Consider the following 19,134-nt stretch of genomic DNA (forward strand, 5'->3'; position numbering starts at 1 on the left):
AATTTACTCCGTAAAGTTTACAATATGCGTGCAATCAATGTAATTATTGCGACTACCACACGTAATAGACCTAAAATGCTGATCGATCTTTATAGATCTCTCAGACATATTACGATACCCGACAGTGTAAATGCTTTGTTCCTCATAGTTGAGAACAACAAAACCAGCACATCTGATTTATGGATACATGAGGTTCGTTCAAGTATCGGATCCTCCGAGGTAGTTTATCTTCTGGAAACGTGCATCGGTATTTCATCTGCGCGCAATCGAGCGCTCGATTACGCACAGGATGCCGGGGCCGACTTTCTGGCGTTTGTGGATGATGATGAGTTTGTCGAACCCGACTGGCTAGAGCAGTTGCTTGCTGAGCAGAAGAGGCTGGACCTCGACATGGTCGGTTCTCCGGTGCGCCCTGTCCCTCAAAACAAAAAACTGAACCGCTGGAAGAGATTTATCTGGTCCGGCGTGGAGTGGAACGGCATCAGGGCCGAACAGCGCGCCCGCAGGAAATGGGAAGAAGGCACGGCGGACACGATCAAGATTGCAACCGGCAGCTGGTTGGGAAGGCTGGATTTCTTCCGAAAAACCGGGCTGAAGTTCGACCCGAATCTTGGCTTGACCGGCGGCGAAGACTGGAACCTTTGGCTTGAGGCCAAAAAGCTTGGTGCAAAAACAGGCTGGGCGCCCGATGCGATTGCCTATGAAACGGTGCCATGTTGCAGGATCAGCTTTTCCTACCATTTCCGCAGGAACAGGGACCACAACGCAACGGAGTTCGCGCTTCTCTATCGCAAGAGCCCGCGACGTGCCTGGATGCGGCTTCCTTCCCGCATTCTCAGTCGGCTATGGAAAGTATTGAGCGCGATCGTGACCATGCCCTTCAGGGGAGGCCGGGCTCTGATCTCCCTGGCAATGGCTTTGGGAGGACTGGCGGGGCTTTTCCAGGCCGGCTGCGGAAGGAAACTCCTCCATTACAGCGAGACAACAGGCTCCTAAATCGAAACAGGGCGGCTCAACGGGCCGCCCTGTTGTTGATTTCAATACCAGCCGACGGCCACCTGTGCCTCTTCTGACATACGGTCCGGCGTCCATGGCGGATCAAAGGTCATTGTTACCTCCACGAGCGAAACGCCTTCGACAGCACTGACCGCGTTCTCCACCCAGCCCGGCATCTCGCCTGCCACAGGGCAGCCGGGCGCGGTCAGCGTCATTTCGATTTTCACAGAACGGTCGTCTTCGATATCGATCTTGTAGACAAGGCCGAGTTCGTAGATGTCGGCTGGAATCTCGGGATCATAGACCGTCTTCAAGGCCGCGATGATGTCATCCGTCATGCGCAGCAGTTCTTCCTGCGGGATGGCAGACGCCGAAAATACCGAACTGCCTTCGGCCTTTTCTTCGTCGCCGGCCGGCGCGGTGCAGGCCTGGTCGTGAACTTTCTGTTCCATATCGGTCATCCGAAAAACTTCCTTGCCTTTTCCAAGGCTTCCGCCAATGCATCCACTTCGGCGCGGGTATTATATAAGGCGAAGGATGCACGGCATGTAGAGGTAACGCCGAAGCGTTTCAAGAGCGGCTGCGCGCAATGGGTTCCCGCACGCACTGCCACCCCTGCCCGGTCGATCACCATCGACACGTCATGGGCATGAATGCCTTCCAGCGCGAAGGAAATGATCGCGCCCTTGCCCGGCGCATTGCCGAAAATGCGCAAGCTATTGATGCGGCCGAGCTGTTCATGGGCATAATCGCGCAAGTCTTCCTCATGGGCGAGGATCGCGTGACGGCCGATCTTTTCCATATATTCAAGCGCCGCCCCCAGACCGATCGCCTGCACGATGGGCGGCGTGCCCGCTTCAAAACGATGCGGCGGATGGTTGTAGGTGACGTTTTCTTCCGTCACTTCCTCGATCATTTCGCCGCCGCCCTGGAACGGACGCATCTTTTCCAGCATTTCCGCGCGCCCATAAAGTACGCCGATGCCCGATGGCCCATAGACCTTATGGCCGGTAAAGACATACCAGTCGCAGCCCAGATCCTGCACATCGACCGGCAGATGCACCGCACCCTGACTGCCGTCGACCAGCACGGGAATGCCGCGCGCATGCGCAAGTTCCACGATCTTCTTGATCGGCGTAACTGTGCCAAGCGCATTCGACATATGCGTGATGGCGACGAGCCTGGTACGCTCTGTCAAACGCTTTTCGAATTCTTCGATATGGAAGATGCCCTCATCGTCCACCGGCGCGAAGACGAGTTTTGCGCCCTGCCTTTCGCGAATGAAATGCCACGGCACGATGTTGGAGTGATGCTCCATGATCGACAGCAGGATTTCATCACCTTCGCCGATATTCGGCATGCCATAGCCATAGGCGACCGTATTGATTGCCTCTGTCGCATTCTTCGTGAAGACGATTTCGTCCACCGAACCGGCATTCAAAAAGCGCCGTACCGTCTCGCGCGATTTTTCATAGGCATCCGTTGCCGCATTCGACAGGAAATGCAGTCCGCGATGAACATTGGCATATTCGTTGGAATAAGCGTGAGCAACCGCGTCGATGACGCTTTGCGGCTTCTGCGCGGAAGCACCGTTGTCGAGATAGACGAGCGGCTTGCCGTGCACCGCGCGCGACAGGATCGGAAAATCCCGGCGGATCGCCTCGACGTCATAAGCCGCTACAAGCGGATTCTTCTGGTCCATGATCGTTCCCCTTGCCGTTCCGGCAGGAAAAGACGGAGCTCATATCACGCTCCGTCTCAATCAATCAGGCCCGACTCTGGCAGGCCCGCCTCAGTCAGGCATGTATGGCGAGCCAGTTGGAGAGCACGTCTTCCAGTGCCTCAACCAGCGTTTCATCTTCCAGCTCTTCGATGATCTCGGCGATGAAGGCCTTGATCAGCAGGCCGCGGGCCTCGTTTTCCGGAATGCCGCGAGCCATCAGATAAAACAGATAGTCCCTCGACAATTCGGCAACCGTCGCGCCGTGACCGCAAGCCACGTCATCGGCGAAGATTTCAAGCTCCGGCTTGGCGTCGAACTCGCCCTCATCCGACAATAGCAGCGTGTTGCAGGCCATGCGGGCGTCGGTCTTCTGGGCGATCTGCGCAACGCGGATCATGCCTTGGAAGACACCGCGCGCACGGTCCTTGACCACATTGCGGACGATCTCGGTCGAACGGGTGTTCTCCACCAGATGGCCGACAGTCATGGTCACATCGGTATGGCTGTCATCGGCCAGCAGATTGAGGCCACGGAGTTCAAAGTCGGAGTCCTCACCCGTCACATTGACGTGTACTTCCTGACGCACGAGCTTGCCGCCTGCATTGACGATGTAGAGCGTCAGCCTGGAGCCCTTGCCCATGGTCGCATTGAACTGCGACAACTGCGTTGCCTGCCCGAAATCACGCAGGATGATCCAGAGGATTTCGGCGCCGTCACCAATGGTCACGTGGTTGACGGAGGTGGAGAAGGCATCGCCCTCGCCGCCATTCTGGCGCTCCACGATGGTGCCCTTGACATTCGCGCCGATACGGACCGGAAAGCGCGTGTGCCCCTGCCCGGCCTTCTGGATGTTCTGGAGCTCCAGGGGGGCTTCCAGTTCGGTGCCGTCGGCAATCGAAACCATCCAGCCGTCGCTGACATAGGCGGCGTTGATCTGGCCGATCGTATCGTCGAAGCCACGTGCGCGAAGCTGGGTGACGAGCGAGCCGTCTGCCAGCGCTTCACGAACCGGCGTCAGCGACACGCCTTCGGGCGCCCGTGCATCGAGAGCCACGCCATTGCTTGCGGCAACGACCGACGATCCGGCGATGAGGGCGGGCAATGCCTGCGTTCCCGCTGCCGAATCGAACGGTGCAACGCCCTTCAGAAGCGTGCGGAAATCCGTATAGTGCCAGCTTTCGACACGGCGGGATGGAATGCCGTTTTCCTTGAGCGCTTCAAGCGCCGCGTCACGGGCAACCACAACATCGCCATTGCCCGGCAGGTCGCCCATGCGGTCGGCAAAACTGTCGATCAGCGCGCTTTCAGCCGGCGTTCGCGGCTTGGCAGCCGGGGCGGTCTGGATATTCATGATCCAACCCTCCTCAGGCGGCTTCGCCGATGATGTCGGCATAGCCGTTTTCTTCCAGATGCAGCGCGAGGCTCTTGTCACCGGACTTGATGACCTGCCCCTTGTAAAGCACGTGCACGCTGTCCGGAACGATGTGTTCGAGCAGGCGCTGATAGTGCGTGATGACGATCACGGCACGATCCGGCGAACGCAGCGCATTCACGCCTTCCGAAACGATCTTCAGCGCATCGATGTCGAGGCCGGAATCGGTTTCGTCGAGAACGCAGAGGCTCGGTTCCAGAAGCTGCATCTGAAGAATTTCAGCGCGCTTCTTCTCACCGCCCGAAAAGCCGACATTGAGCGGACGCTTGAGCATGTCCATATTGATGCTGAGCTTGCCCGCCGCATCCTTCACGCGCTTGATGAATTCCGGGATTTTCAGTTCCGGCTCGCCGCGCGCCTTGCGCTGGCTGTTCATCGCGACCTTCAGGAATTCCATCGTGGCGACGCCCGGAATTTCCATCGGATACTGGAATGCAAGGAAGATGCCCTTGGCGGCGCGTTCGGCCGGGTCGAGTTCGAGGATCGACTCGCCATTATAGAGAATGTCGCCTTCAGTGACTTCATAGTCTTCACGACCGGCGAGGATGTAGGACAGCGTCGACTTGCCCGAACCGTTCGGACCCATGATCGCAGCCACTTCACCCTTGTTCACGGTGAGGTTCAGGCCGCGGATGATCTCGGTATCCGTATCGGCGATCTTTGCATGGAGGTTCTTGATCTCAAGCATGAATGTAAACCTTGTTCTAGTGCCAGGAAAAGGCTGGCCAGAAAATCTGATGCGAGATGGAAGGAGTGCGCCGGTTAACCGACGCTGCCCTCAAGCGAAATGCCGATAAGCTTCTGGGCTTCAACGGCGAATTCCATCGGCAGTTCCTGAATGACTTCCTTCACGAAGCCATTGACGATGAGGGCGATGGCCTCCTCTTCCGGAATGCCGCGCTGCATCACATAGAACAGCTGGTCTTCGGAAATCTTGGAGGTGGTTGCCTCGTGCTCGAACTGCGCCGTGGCGTTTTTCGCCTCGATATAGGGCACCGTATGCGCGCCGCAGTCATTGCCGATCAGGAGCGAGTCGCACTGGGTAAAGTTACGGGCATTCTCGGCCTTGCGGTGGGCCGAAACCTGTCCGCGATAGGTGTTGTTCGACTTGCCGGCCGAAATCCCCTTCGAGATGATGCGGCTCGACGTATTCTTGCCGAGGTGCAGCATCTTGGTGCCCGAGTCGATCTGCTGATGACCGTTCGAAACGGCGATCGAATAGAACTCGCCGCGCGAATTGTCGCCACGCAGGATGCAGGACGGGTATTTCCAGGTGATGGCGGAGCCGGTTTCAACCTGCGTCCACGAAATCTTGGAATTGTCGCCACGGCAATCGCCGCGCTTGGTAACGAAATTGTAGATGCCGCCCTTGCCGTCCTTGTCGCCGGGGAACCAGTTCTGGACCGTCGAATATTTGATTTCGGCGTTTTCCATCGCGATCAGCTCGACGACAGCCGCGTGAAGCTGGTTTTCATCGCGCTGCGGCGCGGTGCAGCCTTCCAGATAGGACACATAAGCGCCTTCATCGGCAATGATGAGCGTGCGTTCGAACTGGCCGGTGTTCTTCTCGTTGATGCGGAAATAGGTCGAAAGCTCCATCGGGCAGCGAACGCCCTTCGGAACATAGACGAACGAACCATCCGTGAAGACAGCCGAATTGAGCGTCGCATAATAATTGTCCGAAACGGGCACGACCGACGCCAGATATTTCTGCACCAGTTCCGGATGTTCGCGGATCGCTTCCGAGATCGAGCAGAAGATCACGCCCGCCTTGGACAGTTCTTCCTTGAAGGTCGTCACCACGGACACGCTGTCGAACACGGCGTCAACGGCAACGCGGCCGGACGCATAGACATTGTCGGAAGGATTGCCGTCGATCTCGCTCGGCTCGCCCTGCTTGCGCACGCCGGCCAGAATTTCCTGCTCGCGCAGCGGGATGCCCAGCTTCTCATAGGTCTTCAGAAGCTCGGGATCGACTTCATCCAGCGATTTCGGGCCGGACTGGTTTTTCGGCGCCGCATAATAATAGGCGTCCTGGAAATCGATCTTCGGATAATCGACGCGCGCCCATGTCGGCTCTTCCATGGTGAGCCAGCGTTCATAGGCCTTCAGGCGCCATTCCAGCATCCATTCCGGCTCGTTCTTCTTGGCGGAAATGAAGCGGATGATGTCTTCATTCAGGCCCTTGGGGGCCTTCTCGGCTTCGATCGTCGTCTCGAAGCCATATTTGTACTGGTCCACGTCAAGGCCGCGGACCTGATCAATGGTCTCCTGCACTGCAGGCATTGGCGTTCTCCATCCTCGTCGGGGTCAAGGCCCGACAGTTGCAAACGTCAAGGTGATATGTCTGAACGATACCGCCTCAATATAGTGTGCTTGGCCCTTCTTTAAAACCTCTCTAAACTGAATTTCAAGCACCGGGTTCAAATTTGTCCCTAAAAATGCCGATTAAAACGATCAACTTAATGAAACCATCGGCAAAACCCCGGTTGCGGGAAGCCTGATCCGGCTTTGATGCCTTGATTTCCTTCATAGAATTGGAACAGCGCGGCAAGCTGGCCAGAATCACGCCCACCCTTGCCCTGCGCAGGCAGGAACATAGATTCCCGAATGAAAAGGAGACCCTGATGAGCACCCGAAACTTGCAGGACTATGTAAAATTTCTCGAACAACAGGTGAATGACGAGAGCCGCACCATCGAGCAGCTGAAATTTTTTCAGGATGCCCATGACAGGTTCAATATTTCCAATGCCGGCGCTTCCGACGATATCGCTGCCGATATTGCCAAGCGGGAGGAGTTCAAGACACGCTACGAAGGCTATATCGCGGCGGCAAAACAGAAGCTCGGCCTCGATTTCTAAACCGTAATCAGGCTTTTCCGGCCCGGCGCTCGACGATGCTGCGGAACACGTCGAGAAATGCATCGACCTGATCGGGTGCAGCTGTCGGCTCCAGCGAGACGCGGATTGCCCCGAGACTGTCTCCATGCCCCATGGCCGACAGCACATGGCTGGGGCCGACTTTTCCCGACGAGCAGGCCGATCCCGCCGAAAGCGCAATACCGCCGAGATCAAAGGCGATCTGCACGGTTTCGGCTTTTTTCCCCTCGAGGGAAAAGAATGTCGTGTTCGGCAGCCTGGCGACCGATTGTCCGTAGATCACCGCATCCGGGGCGATCGCCTTCAGCCCCGCTTCAAGCCTGTCCCGCATCGCCGGGGACCAGCCCTCGCCGTCCAGCCGCGCCCTGGCGATATCGGCCGCAACACCAAAACCTGCGATCAGCGGCAGTGCCTCGGTTCCCGCCCGATGGCCCTTCTCCTGACCGCCTCCGCGCACAAGCGCGCGCGGCATCATGAGGTCGGAAACGGCGATAATCGCGCCGACCCCTTTCGGCCCGCCGATCTTGTGCGAGGAGATTATGAGATAATCTCCGCAATTATCTGAAATATCTAATTTAATACGTCCTGCCGCTTGCACCGCATCGACGATATAAACGCCGCCTGCGCCCTTGACGATGGCGGCGATCTCCGCAATCGGCTGGATGACACCGGTTTCATTGTTGGCGGCCTGTATGGCCACAAGCGGCAGCCCGCGGCTCTTGTCGTGACCGGCGAGAAGCGTTTTCAGGACCTCCAGTTCCACGATACCGTTTGCATCGACCGGCAGGACGGTGATGTCCTGCGCGTCGAACTGGCCGCCGGACAACATGCAGGGATGTTCCGTATCGCTGACATAGAGGTGCGACAAGCGAACCGGCGCGCGTCCCATCATGTAGTGGGGGGTGAGCAGCGTCGAGGCGGCTTCCGTTGCGCCCGACGTGAAGAAGACATGGTCCGGCCTGGCATTGACGAGCGCGGCAACGCTGCGGCGCGCGGCTTCAACGAGGGCGCGCGCGGCGCGGCCCTCACGATGCACGGACGATGGATTACCCGTCATGCCGAGCGCATCGATGACCGCATTCCGCGCTTCAGCGAGCAATGGAGCGCTGGCATTATAATCCAGATAGAGCCTCTTGCCGCCCCCGTTCACCGCACCTATCTCCTAAACAAAATTCTGGAAGCGCAATTTTCTTGAATTTTCAATCAAGAAAAGCCTATTAAGCCCCTATAGGAGCTGAAACTCGCTTTCAGCCTGTCGAAATTCCAAACCGGTTCTAGAAGCGGCATCCGAAGACGTCAAGTTTCGCCGCTGAAGTCCGGTCTTCCCGTTACGAGCGGAGTACACATGCCAGAAGTCATTTTCAACGGCCCTGCCGGACGCCTCGAAGGTCGCTATCAGCCTTCCAAAGAAAAGAATGCTCCGATCGCGCTCATCCTGCATCCGCATCCCCAGTTCGGCGGAACGATGAACAACAAGATCGTCTACGATCTCTTCTACATGTTCCAGCAGCGCGGCTTCACCACATTGCGGTTCAACTTCCGCGGCATCGGCCGCAGCCAGGGCGAATTCGACCATGGCGCGGGCGAATTGTCGGATGCCGCAAGCGCCCTCGACTGGGTGCAGGCGCTTCACCCGGATTCCAAGACATGCTGGGTGGCCGGCTATTCCTTCGGCGCCTGGATCGGCATGCAGCTTCTGATGCGCCGCCCGGAAATCGAAGGCTTCATTTCCGTCGCACCGCAGCCGAATACCTATGATTTCTCCTTCCTGGCGCCCTGCCCGTCATCCGGTCTCATCATCCACGGCGACAACGACAAGGTGGCCCCGCCGAAGGACGTGCAGGCCCTCGTCGACAAGCTGAAGACCCAGAAGGGCATCACCATCACCCAGACCACGATCACGGGTGCGAACCACTTCTTCAGCGGTCAGGGCGACGAACTTATCGAGGATTGCGCCGAATATCTGGATCGCCGTCTGGCTGGCGAACTGGTGGAAGCGCGCCCGAAGCGCCTTCGCTAGTGGATTGAATTTGACGTTTGAATCCCGGCTGACACATACGCTGTTTCAAACGTCAAATTCGAAAAATCCACTAGATACATATGTTTGCTAGTGGTCTTTTTGATTCCAACATTTGCTCAGCGCTTGAACCGAGGGATGCAAATGTTGGAATCAGACCACTAGGGTCAGGGCCTATTCAAACAATCCGGCAAGTCGCTTTCCAGATTTGCAGCGTCTCATCCGGCGGGTCTCCCGCCGGATTTTTCATGCAATGCTATGATCGCAACCGAACGATTCGTTTTCTCCACTCCATCTCGTGAGCGTGCCATGCCGGTGTATGCCTTCCTTGCCATCGCCATCGTGTCCGAAGTCATCGGAACACTCAGCCTCAAGGCGTCCGAAGGATTCACCCGGCTGGGGCCGTCCCTGATCGTCGTGGTTGCTTACGGCCTCGCCTTCTACTTTCTTTCCATGACCCTGAAGAGCATTCCTGTCGGCATTGCCTATGCGGTCTGGTCCGGGATCGGCGTTACGCTCGTCGCGCTCATCGGCTGGCTGCTGTTCGGCCAGAAGCTCGACCTCGCCGCCGTGCTCGGCATGGGACTGATCATTGCCGGTGTCATTGTGCTCAACCTGTTTTCCAACACGGCACAGCACTGAGATTGCGCCTCGCCGGTCAAATAACCGGTTCGAAACCCGCCGGTTCGGGAGTTTCCTTGTTATTGGCGGTTGATTGGTGCTAAAGGCGGACTTATCAAAGGGATGCAGGCTGCCGCTTGCGACCAGTTTCAATGTCGCCTTATCAGTCAGGGAAAAGGAATGTCCGGTTTCAAATCCGATTTTCTTCGCACGCTTTCCGAGCGTGGCTTCATTCATCAGATTTCCGATGAAAGCGGCCTCGACGAATTGTTGGCCAAGGAAACCGTGACGGCCTATATCGGCTTCGATCCCACGGCTGCGAGCCTCCATGCCGGCGGCCTGATCCAGATCATGATGCTGCACTGGCTCCAGCAGACCGGCCACAGGCCCGTTGCGCTGATGGGCGGCGGCACCGGCATGGTTGGCGATCCATCCTTCAAGGACGAAGCCCGCAAGCTGATGACCGAGGATACGATTGCCGAGAACATTGCCGGCATCAAGCGCGTCTTCGCAAACTACCTCACCTTCGGTGACGGCCCGACCGACGCCCTGATGGTCAACAATGCCGACTGGCTGCGCAACATCAACTATCTGGAATTCCTGCGCGATGTGGGTCGTCATTTCTCGGTCAACCGCATGCTTTCATTCGATTCGGTGAAGATGCGCCTCGACCGCGAGCAATCGCTGTCATTCCTCGAATTCAACTACATGATCCTTCAGGCCTATGATTTCGTGGAGCTCAGCAAGCGCTACGATCTGCGCCTGCAAATGGGCGGTTCGGATCAGTGGGGCAATATCGTCAATGGTATCGATCTCGGCCATCGCATGGGAACGCCGCAGCTCTATGCGCTCACCTCGCCGCTTCTGACGACGGCATCCGGGCAGAAGATGGGCAAGTCGCTGGGCGGCGCGATCTGGCTCAATGCGGAAATGCTGAGCGTCTATGATTTCTGGCAATACTGGCGCAACACGGAAGATGCCGATGTCGAGCGGTTCCTGAAACTCTACACAACGCTTCCGCTGGATGAAATCGCAAAGCTCGCAGCACTGGAAGGCGTCGAAATCAACGAAGCGAAGAAAATCCTCGCGACGGAAGTAACCGCCATGCTGCATGGCCGCGACGCGGCCGAGGAAGCCGCGGAAACTGCGCGCAAGACCTTCGAGGATGGCGAATTGTCGGAAAATCTCCCGACGGTCGGCGTTCACAAGGCAACATTGAATGGCGGCATCGGCGTGCTGGCGCTGATGGTTCTGGCGGAACTGTGCGCCACCAATGGCGAAGCCCGCCGCCATGTTGAAGGCGGCGCCGTGCGCATCAATGACGAGCCGGTCAGCGATCCGCGCATGACCGTCGATGCAGGCGCGCTGAACGAGCAGGGCGTCATCAAGCTCTCGCTCGGCAAGAAGCGCCACGTGCTGATCCGTCCGGCATAGGCCGGACAAGGATTGAACAAGAAAGCCGGGCCTCGCGCCCGGCTTTTTGTATCAGAATTCGAAGATCGAGCGGAATATGCCCGGCGCGATGACGGAGATCGGATTGACGATCACCTGCGGCTGCTTGGCGCTGCCTGCGAGTTTATAGGTAATTCCGATCAGGCCCCGATCGCGTCCATTTCCGAGCAGCGCACCGAAGATGGGCAGTTCGCCGAACAGCCGGTTGACGCCATAGGCGGGCATGAATGTGCCGGTGATCGACATATTGCCCTGCTGGTCATAGAGCGTTCCCTGAAAGGTCGTACCGACAGTCGGGCCGCGCACGACACCCTTGGACAGGTTCAGATAGCCGTTGCCCTTTTCAATCAGCGAAAAGCCGCGTTCGATGTCGACGCGGGAAACGTCGATATCGCGTTTTACAGCCTGATTGAGGCTTGTGCCGCCATTCGACGGCGAGCCGGAAACGATCTTGGCCAGTCTCGGTTCGTCGATGATGGCAAAGTTGCGCGCTTCGATCTGTCCGCGCAACGGCCCATTGCCCTGCGCGGCCAGCCCGACCGTGATCTTGCCGCCGCGCATCTTGTCATAGAAATCGAAGAAGCGAAGAACGGCTCCGGCATCGTTGGACTGAAGCGAGATGGAACGCGCATCGCCCTGGTCGTTGTTCGTGGCCACAAAGGATGCACCGGACGACGTGACCGCATTGACCGACACGCCTGAAACCTTGCTGCCGGCACTCTCATAGGAAACGGCGACATTGCGCAGCGTTTCGCTGTTGAAGCCGCTGACTTCATCGATCTGGGCGCTGACGACCACGCGCGGATTGTTGGATTTGCCTCCAGCACCGCCCTTCTCGCCAAGGTCGGAAACCTGCTTGATCAGGGCACGCGCGTCGAATTGCGAACCCCGCACGGTGACGCGATAGCCGTTGCCGCTCTTGGTCGCCTTGACTGCCAGGCTGTCATTCCTGTTCAAGCGTATCTCGCTGAAATTCGCCGACTGAAAATCGCCCTTCGCTAGGGAAAGGTCGCCCTTGGCACCAAAAGCATCGCCAGAGAAGACAAGATTATTGATGTCCATCCTGCTCTTGTCGTCCGCGCCCTGAACCAGATCGAAGGTCGCCTTCGCAGGTATGCCGGCGCCCTTGCGCCATCCGAGCCAGGGCAAATCGATCTGTGTCTTGCCCAGATCGGCGGAAACGTGACGCTTGCCGCCATCGTCCATGCCAAGATCAACCGACATCGGACCCGAAAAGATCGCATTCAGGCCGGGAAACACCGCGTCACGGGACTTGTCGTCGATATCGAGCCTGATCTTCTGGTCGCGCTTGACCGGCCCGGACCGGTTTACGGGTTCCGTCATGCTGACCTTTGCGGGGATGCCGTCAAGCTTTGCATCGGCCGTGATGAGGGCTGCCGACTGATCGACCTTGATGCTGCCCGTCGCGCCACTCACCAACGATCCCGCAATCGGCTTCGAAATATCGAGACCGGTAAAACCAATATCGGCATTCCATTTGAGCGTACCGGGCGGCGGGTCCTTGGAAACGGCAAAATCGACCTTGACGCGCGACTTCACCTCGCCGGTCACATCACCGGGCAGAAACGGCACATTCTTCAAAACGTCGATCGGCTTGTCTCCGGCGATTTCAGCAATGGCCGACGCATCGCCGGAAACACCGAGATCCAGTTCGGCGATAACAGGACGTTGCGGCCCCCAGGGGATGATGAGCGTGCCGTCGGCCACATTGACCTTGCGATTGTTCGGCGTGTACGCCACACCTTTCAAAAGCTTGATCGTCGTATAGGCGCCGCGGACGGATATTTCGCCATCGGCATCCCGCACAGGCGGCAGTTCACCGACCACATCGAAGCGCGTATCGAAAACCTTGAAATCGGCCTTGATTTCATCGCCTGTCAAGGGTGGAGGCAGGCCCGGCCCGTTGAACCGGCCGCCAGCGAGCGAAATATCGATGCGGCTGTCCCTGAGGGTTCCGCCGAAGAGGTTCTTCAGCACCCATTCGCGCGCGCCATCCGCGACATCGATGGGCCAAAGATGCTTTGCATCGGCAACCGGCATTTTGGGAATGCGCAGCATGAAGATCATTTCCGGCGAACCGTCGCCAAATCCCATGCTTCCCTGTCCGAACAGTTGCCCGGTTTCCGTCTGCACATCGAGATTGGCGAACTGGATGCGCTGCTGATCCGCCATATAACGCCCGGCAATACGCGTTGCGAACGACAGCGGCGGATCGGTCGATTCCGGCGGCATGCTTGTCGCCGATGTGGTCAGGACCTCGAAACGATATGTCGGCCCGCCCGTATTGTTGTCCGCCTCCGGCTCCGGTCCGAAGGCACCGTTGAATTGTGCCTGCAAGCCGCCAAGTTGCAGCCGGGACGGCTTGATCTCGATCTTGCGGCTTCCAACCGTATGTTCGAGATTGAGACGAATGCCGCCGCGCACATCCTCAACCCTGCCAAGCTGCATATCCATGCCATCGACAGCCAGTTCCGCGGCAAGGCGCTCCGGCTTGTCACCATCAGCCGCAGATCCGGTCAACGACAACCGTGCCGCCGCTTCCAGCTCGAAATGGGCCGGGTTGACGCGGTTGCCGTTTATAACCGGGGCAACTTCGGGCGGAGACCCCAAGGCGACAGGAATATTACGAATATTCAGTTCAAAACCCGCAAGCTCGTCGCCGCCCGCTTTACGGTCGATCCTGCCGTCCAGCGCGATTTTCTTGCCGTTCCAGACGACGCTGCCGGTAATGGCGATCTTTCCGCCTTTTTCGACAAGACGGGCCTGTTCTATATCCAGAACCTGCTGTTCGTCACCGACCTTGAAAGCGACGGTGCTGTTGAAAATGCCGATGACATGCGTGTCCTGCGCACGCAAAAGCTCCAGGCTGCGGCGCATGGCGGCAAAAAGCTCACCCGATACCGCGTCGAAATCGAGGATGCCCCGTTCGTCATAGGGCAAGGATTTCCAGAATCCCGCTCCTTCTGTCTCCGGCATTTCAAAGGAAACGCCATCCACCTCAAGCTGGGCCACCCGCACCTTGCCGGTCAGAAGCGGCAGCGGCGCCAGCCCCAGGCGCACGGATTTGATTCCGCTGATTTCGACACCCTGTTGCGGATCGGCGATGGAGACATTGCGGGCTTCAAGCGCCACGTGGCTATCCTGATCCAGCGACAGCGCCGCACTGCCAATCGATGCCGAGGCACCCTCGCCCAGAATATGGATCAGGCTTTTCTGCGCTTCGTCACGCAGGAGGTTGCTGTCGATGCCGCTGCGCAGGACCACAAAACCGGCGCCGATCACCAGAACCAGAAGAATGCAGACCGACAAAACCGCATGGGAACAGCGCGATAGAAAGGATCGGCCCGAACGCGCCGGGCCCGGCAGAAAACCACACTCGCCGTCAGCGGCGAGACGTTCGATTCTTTTCATTTCCCGCTTGCTGAAGCGGATCTTCTGCGGTTTCTCTGTCAACAACCCAGCCAGAAAAAGAGTGCCATCGCCAACGATTCTTTATATTTTACTTTATAAAGTGATCGTAATTATCTGTATTCCAATAACTTCCTGCTCGACTCATATACGCGCGCCAGCAGCCTTGTACCTCCCGACCGACATCATGACGATGCCAGCATCAATGGTTGCACAAGCCCTGCCCGAATGCGATAGCTCAGACTGTAACAGGTGGTTTCCATCCTTATCCATAAAAGAAAGGCACAGATATGGCTCATCCCCAGATTGGCGATCCGGCACCCGATTTCACGCTGCCTTCGGATAATGGCGAAATCTCCCTGTCATCGCTCAAGGGCAGGCCGGTTGTCATCTATTTCTACCCGAAGGACGACACGTCCGGCTGCACCAGGGAAGCGATCGCATTCTCGCAGCTGAAACCGGAATTCGACAAGATCGGCGTTCGCATCATCGGTCTTTCTCCCGATAGCGCGACGAAACATGCAAAATTCCGCAAGAAGCACGACCTGACCGTCGATCTTGCTGCCGATGAAGATCGCGTGGCGCTTGAAGCCTATGGCGTGTGGGTGGAAAAAAGCATGTATGGCCGCAAATATATGGGCGTGGAACGCACGACCTTTCTGATCGGTGCGGATGGGCGCATTGCGCAGGTCTGGAACAAGGTGAAGGTCGACGGCCATGCCGAGGCCGTGCTGGAAGCTGCCCGCGCGCTTTGAACGATGACAAACAAGCCATCATATGAGCAGACGCTGCGCGGCAATGCCATCCGCGCCATATCCGCCGGCGATCTGGATGAAAAGGTCAGGCTGACGCGCCAAACGGCCCATCGCTGGTTCGGCCGCACGCTTTCGGTTCGCAGTCCCCTCGATCCACCTTTGCCCGAGCGTCCCGGACGGCCTGAAAGGCCGGAACTCGTGCCGCCGCGCATGTTGAAGAAGCGCTCGCTCAATACCGAGCATGGGCGCATCGCACTGATGCATGCGCTTGCCCATATCGAACTGAACGCCATCGACCTTGCGCTCGATATCGTTGCCCGATTTGCCGCCAAACAGATACCGCGCAGTTTCTTCGATGGCTGGATGAAGGTGGCTGACGACGAGGCGCGGCATTTCACGCTGCTGCGTGATCGTCTCAAGTCGCTCGGGGCAGACTATGGCGACATGCCCGCCCATGACGGACTGTGGCAGTCTGCGCACCAGACCCGCAACAATCTGGAAGCGCGCCTTGCCGTCGTGCCGCTTATTCTTGAAGCGCGCGGGCTCGATGTCACGCCGTCCCTGCTCGAAAAGATGATCGAGACCGGCGACCACGAGACGGCGGCAATTCTCGACACGATTTACAATGATGAGAAAACGCATGTTGCCGTCGGCGCAAAATGGTTCCGTTTCTTCTGCGCAAAAAACAAGATCGATCCGGCTGCGCGGTTTCGCGAACTGGTTCGCGCCAATTTCCGCGGCGAACTGAAGCCGCCCTTCAACGAGTTGGCGCGCGCCGAGGCAGGACTGACACCGTCCTTCTATCGGTCATTGTCGCCGGTATCGATCTAGGCTGTAGTGACGAATTAGCTTGTGGTTTGGTATAGGCAAAAAATCTTCAGCTTTAGGAGCGAAACCGAAGGTGGGGTGGTTCCTCCCCCCAATCACTTGGCTAGGTTTTGCGACGCCAAGATGGAGTTTTTTTGCCATATCCCGAAGGGACGCGGTGTATTTTGCTTCTGAATGCGTCGAAACGCCCTTGTGGAGATCAACTCCACGGCGGTCGTTTCTCCTGTTCAGCAACAAAATACCCTCGCGCCAAACCATAAGTTAATTCGTCGCTACAGCCTAGGCTCAACGAGCGACTTGCTGAAAACAAACCTCGCCGCATGGCCCGCGCAAGCCCCGAATGTAAAGGTCTATTAACCCTAATAAGTTGTAATCGGGCCAGGGAATCGAGAAGGGGCATGCGGCTGGCATGATTGGGAAACAGGCGAAAACATCGACCGGAAAGGTGTTCGCAGAGCGCAAGGAACCGCCAGTCCTGATTATTGCGCGCGGTGAAAAGATCAGTCATTTCACGTTTCGTCCCTGGATGGCCGCCCTTGGGGGTGCTGCTTTTCTGGCGCTTTCGGCGGGTTATCTTGGCGCTACCGCCTATCTGGTGCTTCGCGACGACCTGATCAGCGCCGGTATCGCACGCCATGCCCGCAATCAGCAGCTTTATGAAGACCGCATTTCCGCCCTCCGCACCGAGGTCGACCGTATCACCAGCCGGCAGATGCTCGACCAGCAGGTGATGGAAAACAAGGTTGCCGAATTGATGCAGCGCCAGCAGTCATTGAGCGCGCGCGACGGTAAACTCGCACCCTTGCTGGAACGCGCCTCGCAATTGCAGCCCATGCCGGACATGCCGGTGGAAAGCGCCCCGGAACCGGAGCAGCACAGCCAGCTGGTGCCTGATGAGGCTTTGGCGGGACGCGATTTTCCGGGTATCGACCCGATCATCACCGGCCCTGTGCCCGGTCGATCTTCCGCCGGCAAAGCTGACCGCCGCGCCGATGCCGGCCCCACGGGGTTGCGCCTTTCCGGCGGGATTGCGGGGGAATCGACGCTTGAGACCTCCGACAAGATATTGGCCACCATCAACCAGAACCTTCATCGCATCGAAAGCGAGCAGAATGGCAAGGTGCGTGTGCTGGCCGATGCCGCCTATGAAAAGGCCGACAGCATTATCGACACATTGAACGCCGCCGGATTGCGGATCGAAACGCCGAACAGCAGGGCCTTCGCAATGGGCGGACCGCTCATCCCGGTATCGCCGCCCGGTACGACCGTCAACGATTTCGACATGCAATTGCGCAACCTCGACAGCGCGCTTGACCGGCTTGACCAGATACGCAGAAAGGTCAGTGCCCTGCCCCTTGCCAATCCGGCTCCGGGCAAGCCTTTGACCAGCCTGTTCGGCGTGCGCCGCGATCCGTTTCTCGGAACGGCAGCGTTCCATTCCGGCATTGACTTTCGCGCGGCCTATGGCCAGACGGTGAAATCCACCGCGGCGGGCAAGGTCATAAAGGCCGGTCGTTTCGGCGGATATGGCAATATGGTCGAGATCGACCACGGCAATGGATTTTCCACCCGTTTCGCCCATCTGAGCCGCGTTCTCGTGCGCGACGGGCAGCAGATTGCCGCCGGGGCCATTGTCGGCGAAGCGGGAAGTTCCGGACGGTCGACCGGCAGCCATCTCCATTATGAGGTGCGTGAAAATGGCCGGGCCGTCAATCCGGTCAATTTTCTGAAAGCTGGCAAACAGATAGAGCCACTGCTCTGAGCCTCCGGAACAAGAAACCCGGCCAGAAGCCGGGTTTCATTTTTGGTGTCACAGCGATATGCGCATGATCAGTCGATATCGTCGATCATTTCGCCGCCACCCTGAATACGGTGGGCAAGGGCTGCTTCCATGAATGGCGTAACCGAACCATCCAGCACTTCCTGCGGGTTGGTGCTTTCAACGCCCGTGCGCAGATCCTTGACGAGCTGATAAGGCTGGAGCACGTAAGAGCGAATCTGATGCCCCCAACCAATATCGGTCTTGGTGGCATTTGCCGCGTCCGTCGCTTCCTCGCGCTTTTTCAGCTCCTCTTCATAGAGCCGGGCGCGCAGCATCGACCATGCCTTTTCGCGGTTCTTGTGCTGCGAGCGTTCCGCCTGGCACTGCACCACGATGCCGGTCGCGATGTGCGTGATACGCACGGCCGAATCGGTGGTGTTGACATGCTGGCCGCCCGCGCCCGATGCGCGATAGGTATCGATGCGAACATCCGCTTCCGTGACCTGCACGTCGATATTGTCATCGATGACAGGATAGACCCAGATACTGGCAAAGGACGTGTGGCGACGGGCATTCGAATCATATGGCGAGATTCGCACCAGGCGATGCACGCCAGATTCCGTTTTCAGCATGCCGTAGGAATTGTGCCCCTTGACGAGAATGGTTGCGGACTTGATGCCCGCTTCCTCGCCCTCATGCACTTCCATGACCTCGACCTTGCGCCCGTTGCGCTCGGCCCAGCGCGTATACATGCGCAGGAGCATCGACGCCCAATCCTGGCTTTCCGTGCCGCCAGCGCCAGCGTGAACCTCAAGATAGGTATCGTTCGCGTCCGCTTCACCGGACAGGAGCATATCGATCTGGCGACGGTCGATCTCTTCCTTCAGTTCGCGGATGGTGTTTTCCGCATCCTGAATGATCGACTTGTCGTCTTCTTCCTCGCCCATGGCGATAAGCTCGACACTGTCGTTCAAGGTCTGCGTCAGGTGGTTGATGCCATTGATGCTGTCCTCCAGTTGCTGGCGCTCGCGCATCAGCTTCTGGGCTTCCTGGGCATCATTCCAAAGCGTGGGATCTTCGGCTTTCTGATTGAGATAGCCGAGACGTTTTATCGCCTGATCCCAGTCAAAGATGCCTCCTCAGCAGGCTTATGGCCTGCTGGATTTCGTCAACCAGCGTCTCGATTTCCGCGCGCATGGGCAAATCGTTCCTTCACTATCAGTCTATTTCATTTGAGAAG

Annotated in this window: 16 protein-coding genes and 1 pseudogene; 9 read left to right on the forward strand and 8 right to left on the reverse strand. The window is 57.9% G+C overall.

Annotation, left to right across the window (positions count from 1 at the left end):
* Positions 1-24: 24 nt before the first annotated feature.
* Positions 25-996, forward strand: coding sequence for a glycosyltransferase family 2 protein (locus AVM02_RS03255; RefSeq protein WP_411505740.1), 972 nt, complete (start codon positions 25-27; stop codon positions 994-996).
* 41 nt (positions 997-1,037) lie between these two features.
* On the opposite strand, the gene AVM02_RS03260 is transcribed toward AVM02_RS03255, so the two are convergent.
* From AVM02_RS03260 to sufB, 5 genes are all read right to left on the reverse strand, one after another.
* Positions 1,038-1,457: an SUF system Fe-S cluster assembly protein gene (locus AVM02_RS03260; RefSeq protein ID WP_411505596.1), complete on the reverse strand. Its 420-nt coding sequence runs from the start codon at positions 1,455-1,457 to the stop codon at positions 1,038-1,040.
* The gene (locus AVM02_RS03265; protein ID WP_411505597.1) at positions 1,454-2,698 is read right to left on the reverse strand and encodes a cysteine desulfurase; all 1,245 of its coding nucleotides are present in this window, start codon (positions 2,696-2,698) and stop codon (positions 1,454-1,456) included. The genes AVM02_RS03260 and AVM02_RS03265 overlap by 4 nt, the downstream gene beginning before the upstream one ends.
* A 94-nt stretch (positions 2,699-2,792) precedes the next feature.
* Positions 2,793-4,070, reverse strand: a complete 1,278-nt coding sequence (gene sufD, locus AVM02_RS03270) for a Fe-S cluster assembly protein SufD (protein ID WP_411505598.1) — start codon at positions 4,068-4,070, stop codon at positions 2,793-2,795.
* Positions 4,071-4,083: 13 nt separating this feature from the next.
* Positions 4,084-4,839, reverse strand: a complete 756-nt coding sequence (gene sufC, locus AVM02_RS03275) for a Fe-S cluster assembly ATPase SufC (protein ID WP_411505599.1) — start codon at positions 4,837-4,839, stop codon at positions 4,084-4,086.
* A 74-nt stretch (positions 4,840-4,913) separates the two neighbouring features.
* Positions 4,914-6,437: a Fe-S cluster assembly protein SufB gene (sufB, locus tag AVM02_RS03280; protein ID WP_411505600.1), complete on the reverse strand. Its 1,524-nt coding sequence runs from the start codon at positions 6,435-6,437 to the stop codon at positions 4,914-4,916.
* Between the two features lie 341 nt (positions 6,438-6,778).
* Here sufB and AVM02_RS03285 point away from each other — a divergent pair, with 341 nt between their 5' ends.
* A complete protein-coding gene (locus AVM02_RS03285; protein ID WP_411505601.1) occupies positions 6,779-7,012 on the forward strand; it encodes a hypothetical protein in 234 nt (77 codons plus the stop codon).
* A 7-nt stretch (positions 7,013-7,019) separates the two neighbouring features.
* Here AVM02_RS03285 and AVM02_RS03290 read toward each other — a convergent pair whose 3' ends face one another.
* Positions 7,020-8,180, reverse strand: coding sequence for a cysteine desulfurase family protein (locus AVM02_RS03290; RefSeq protein WP_411505602.1), 1,161 nt, complete (start codon positions 8,178-8,180; stop codon positions 7,020-7,022).
* 195 nt (positions 8,181-8,375) lie between these two features.
* Here AVM02_RS03290 and AVM02_RS03295 point away from each other — a divergent pair, with 195 nt between their 5' ends.
* From AVM02_RS03295 to tyrS, 3 genes are all read left to right on the forward strand, one after another.
* Positions 8,376-9,050 (forward strand): alpha/beta hydrolase, encoded by a 675-nt coding sequence (locus tag AVM02_RS03295; RefSeq protein ID WP_411505603.1) that lies wholly within the window; start codon positions 8,376-8,378, stop codon positions 9,048-9,050.
* Positions 9,051-9,356: 306 nt separating this feature from the next.
* The gene (locus tag AVM02_RS03300; RefSeq protein WP_411505604.1) at positions 9,357-9,689 is read left to right on the forward strand and encodes a DMT family transporter; all 333 of its coding nucleotides are present in this window, start codon (positions 9,357-9,359) and stop codon (positions 9,687-9,689) included.
* Between the two features lie 159 nt (positions 9,690-9,848).
* Complete coding sequence (gene tyrS, locus AVM02_RS03305) at positions 9,849-11,102, forward strand: tyrosine--tRNA ligase (protein WP_411505605.1); 1,254 nt, start codon at positions 9,849-9,851, stop codon at positions 11,100-11,102.
* 51 nt (positions 11,103-11,153) lie between these two features.
* Here the strand turns inward: tyrS and AVM02_RS03310 are convergent, their stop codons facing one another.
* On the reverse strand, positions 11,154-14,552 hold the full coding sequence (locus AVM02_RS03310; RefSeq protein ID WP_411505606.1) for an RNA-binding protein: 3,399 nt from the start codon (positions 14,550-14,552) through the stop codon (positions 11,154-11,156).
* 287 nt (positions 14,553-14,839) lie between these two features.
* On the opposite strand from AVM02_RS03310, the gene AVM02_RS03315 reads away from it, so the two are divergent.
* From AVM02_RS03315 to AVM02_RS03330, 4 genes and pseudogenes are all read left to right on the forward strand, one after another.
* Positions 14,840-15,304 (forward strand): peroxiredoxin, encoded by a 465-nt coding sequence (locus AVM02_RS03315; RefSeq protein ID WP_411505607.1) that lies wholly within the window; start codon positions 14,840-14,842, stop codon positions 15,302-15,304.
* Between the two features lie 3 nt (positions 15,305-15,307).
* A complete protein-coding gene (locus AVM02_RS03320; RefSeq protein WP_411505608.1) occupies positions 15,308-16,135 on the forward strand; it encodes a ferritin-like domain-containing protein in 828 nt (275 codons plus the stop codon).
* 171 nt (positions 16,136-16,306) lie between these two features.
* Positions 16,307-16,432 (forward strand): annotated as a pseudogene (locus AVM02_RS03325) (low molecular weight phosphotyrosine protein phosphatase); the annotation flags it as partial.
* Positions 16,433-16,541: 109 nt separating this feature from the next.
* Complete coding sequence (locus AVM02_RS03330; protein WP_411505609.1) at positions 16,542-17,894, forward strand: M23 family metallopeptidase; 1,353 nt, start codon at positions 16,542-16,544, stop codon at positions 17,892-17,894.
* A 68-nt stretch (positions 17,895-17,962) separates the two neighbouring features.
* On the opposite strand, the gene prfB is transcribed toward AVM02_RS03330, so the two are convergent.
* Positions 17,963-19,091 (reverse strand): peptide chain release factor 2 gene (gene prfB / locus AVM02_RS03335; protein WP_411505610.1). Its coding sequence is split into 2 segments (ribosomal slippage): positions 17,963-19,021 and positions 19,023-19,091, totalling 1,128 coding nucleotides; the frame shifts between segments, so codons are not numbered across the junction.
* Between the last annotated feature and the right edge of the window lie 43 nt (positions 19,092-19,134).

It is taken from the genome of Brucella anthropi (genome assembly GCF_046630315.1).
GTDB classification, from domain to species: Bacteria; Pseudomonadota; Alphaproteobacteria; order Rhizobiales; family Rhizobiaceae; genus Brucella; species Brucella anthropi_A.

Excerpts from the sequence above, each read along its gene's own strand:
- AVM02_RS03255 (WP_411505740.1), top strand. The coding sequence starts at position 25 with ATGCGTGCAATCAATGTAATTATTGCGACTACCACACGTAATAGACCT.
- AVM02_RS03260 (WP_411505596.1), bottom strand. The coding sequence starts at position 1,457 with ATGACCGATATGGAACAGAAAGTTCACGACCAGGCCTGCACCGCGCCG.
- AVM02_RS03265 (WP_411505597.1), bottom strand. The coding sequence starts at position 2,698 with ATGGACCAGAAGAATCCGCTTGTAGCGGCTTATGACGTCGAGGCGATC.
- sufD (WP_411505598.1), bottom strand. The coding sequence starts at position 4,070 with ATGAATATCCAGACCGCCCCGGCTGCCAAGCCGCGAACGCCGGCTGAA.
- sufC (WP_411505599.1), bottom strand. The coding sequence starts at position 4,839 with ATGCTTGAGATCAAGAACCTCCATGCAAAGATCGCCGATACGGATACC.
- sufB (WP_411505600.1), bottom strand. The coding sequence starts at position 6,437 with ATGCCTGCAGTGCAGGAGACCATTGATCAGGTCCGCGGCCTTGACGTG.
- AVM02_RS03285 (WP_411505601.1), top strand. The coding sequence starts at position 6,779 with ATGAGCACCCGAAACTTGCAGGACTATGTAAAATTTCTCGAACAACAG.
- AVM02_RS03295 (WP_411505603.1), top strand. The coding sequence starts at position 8,376 with ATGCCAGAAGTCATTTTCAACGGCCCTGCCGGACGCCTCGAAGGTCGC.
- AVM02_RS03300 (WP_411505604.1), top strand. The coding sequence starts at position 9,357 with ATGCCGGTGTATGCCTTCCTTGCCATCGCCATCGTGTCCGAAGTCATC.
- tyrS (WP_411505605.1), top strand. The coding sequence starts at position 9,849 with ATGTCCGGTTTCAAATCCGATTTTCTTCGCACGCTTTCCGAGCGTGGC.
- AVM02_RS03310 (WP_411505606.1), bottom strand. The coding sequence starts at position 14,552 with ATGAAAAGAATCGAACGTCTCGCCGCTGACGGCGAGTGTGGTTTTCTG.
- AVM02_RS03315 (WP_411505607.1), top strand. The coding sequence starts at position 14,840 with ATGGCTCATCCCCAGATTGGCGATCCGGCACCCGATTTCACGCTGCCT.
- AVM02_RS03320 (WP_411505608.1), top strand. The coding sequence starts at position 15,308 with ATGACAAACAAGCCATCATATGAGCAGACGCTGCGCGGCAATGCCATC.
- AVM02_RS03330 (WP_411505609.1), top strand. The coding sequence starts at position 16,542 with ATGATTGGGAAACAGGCGAAAACATCGACCGGAAAGGTGTTCGCAGAG.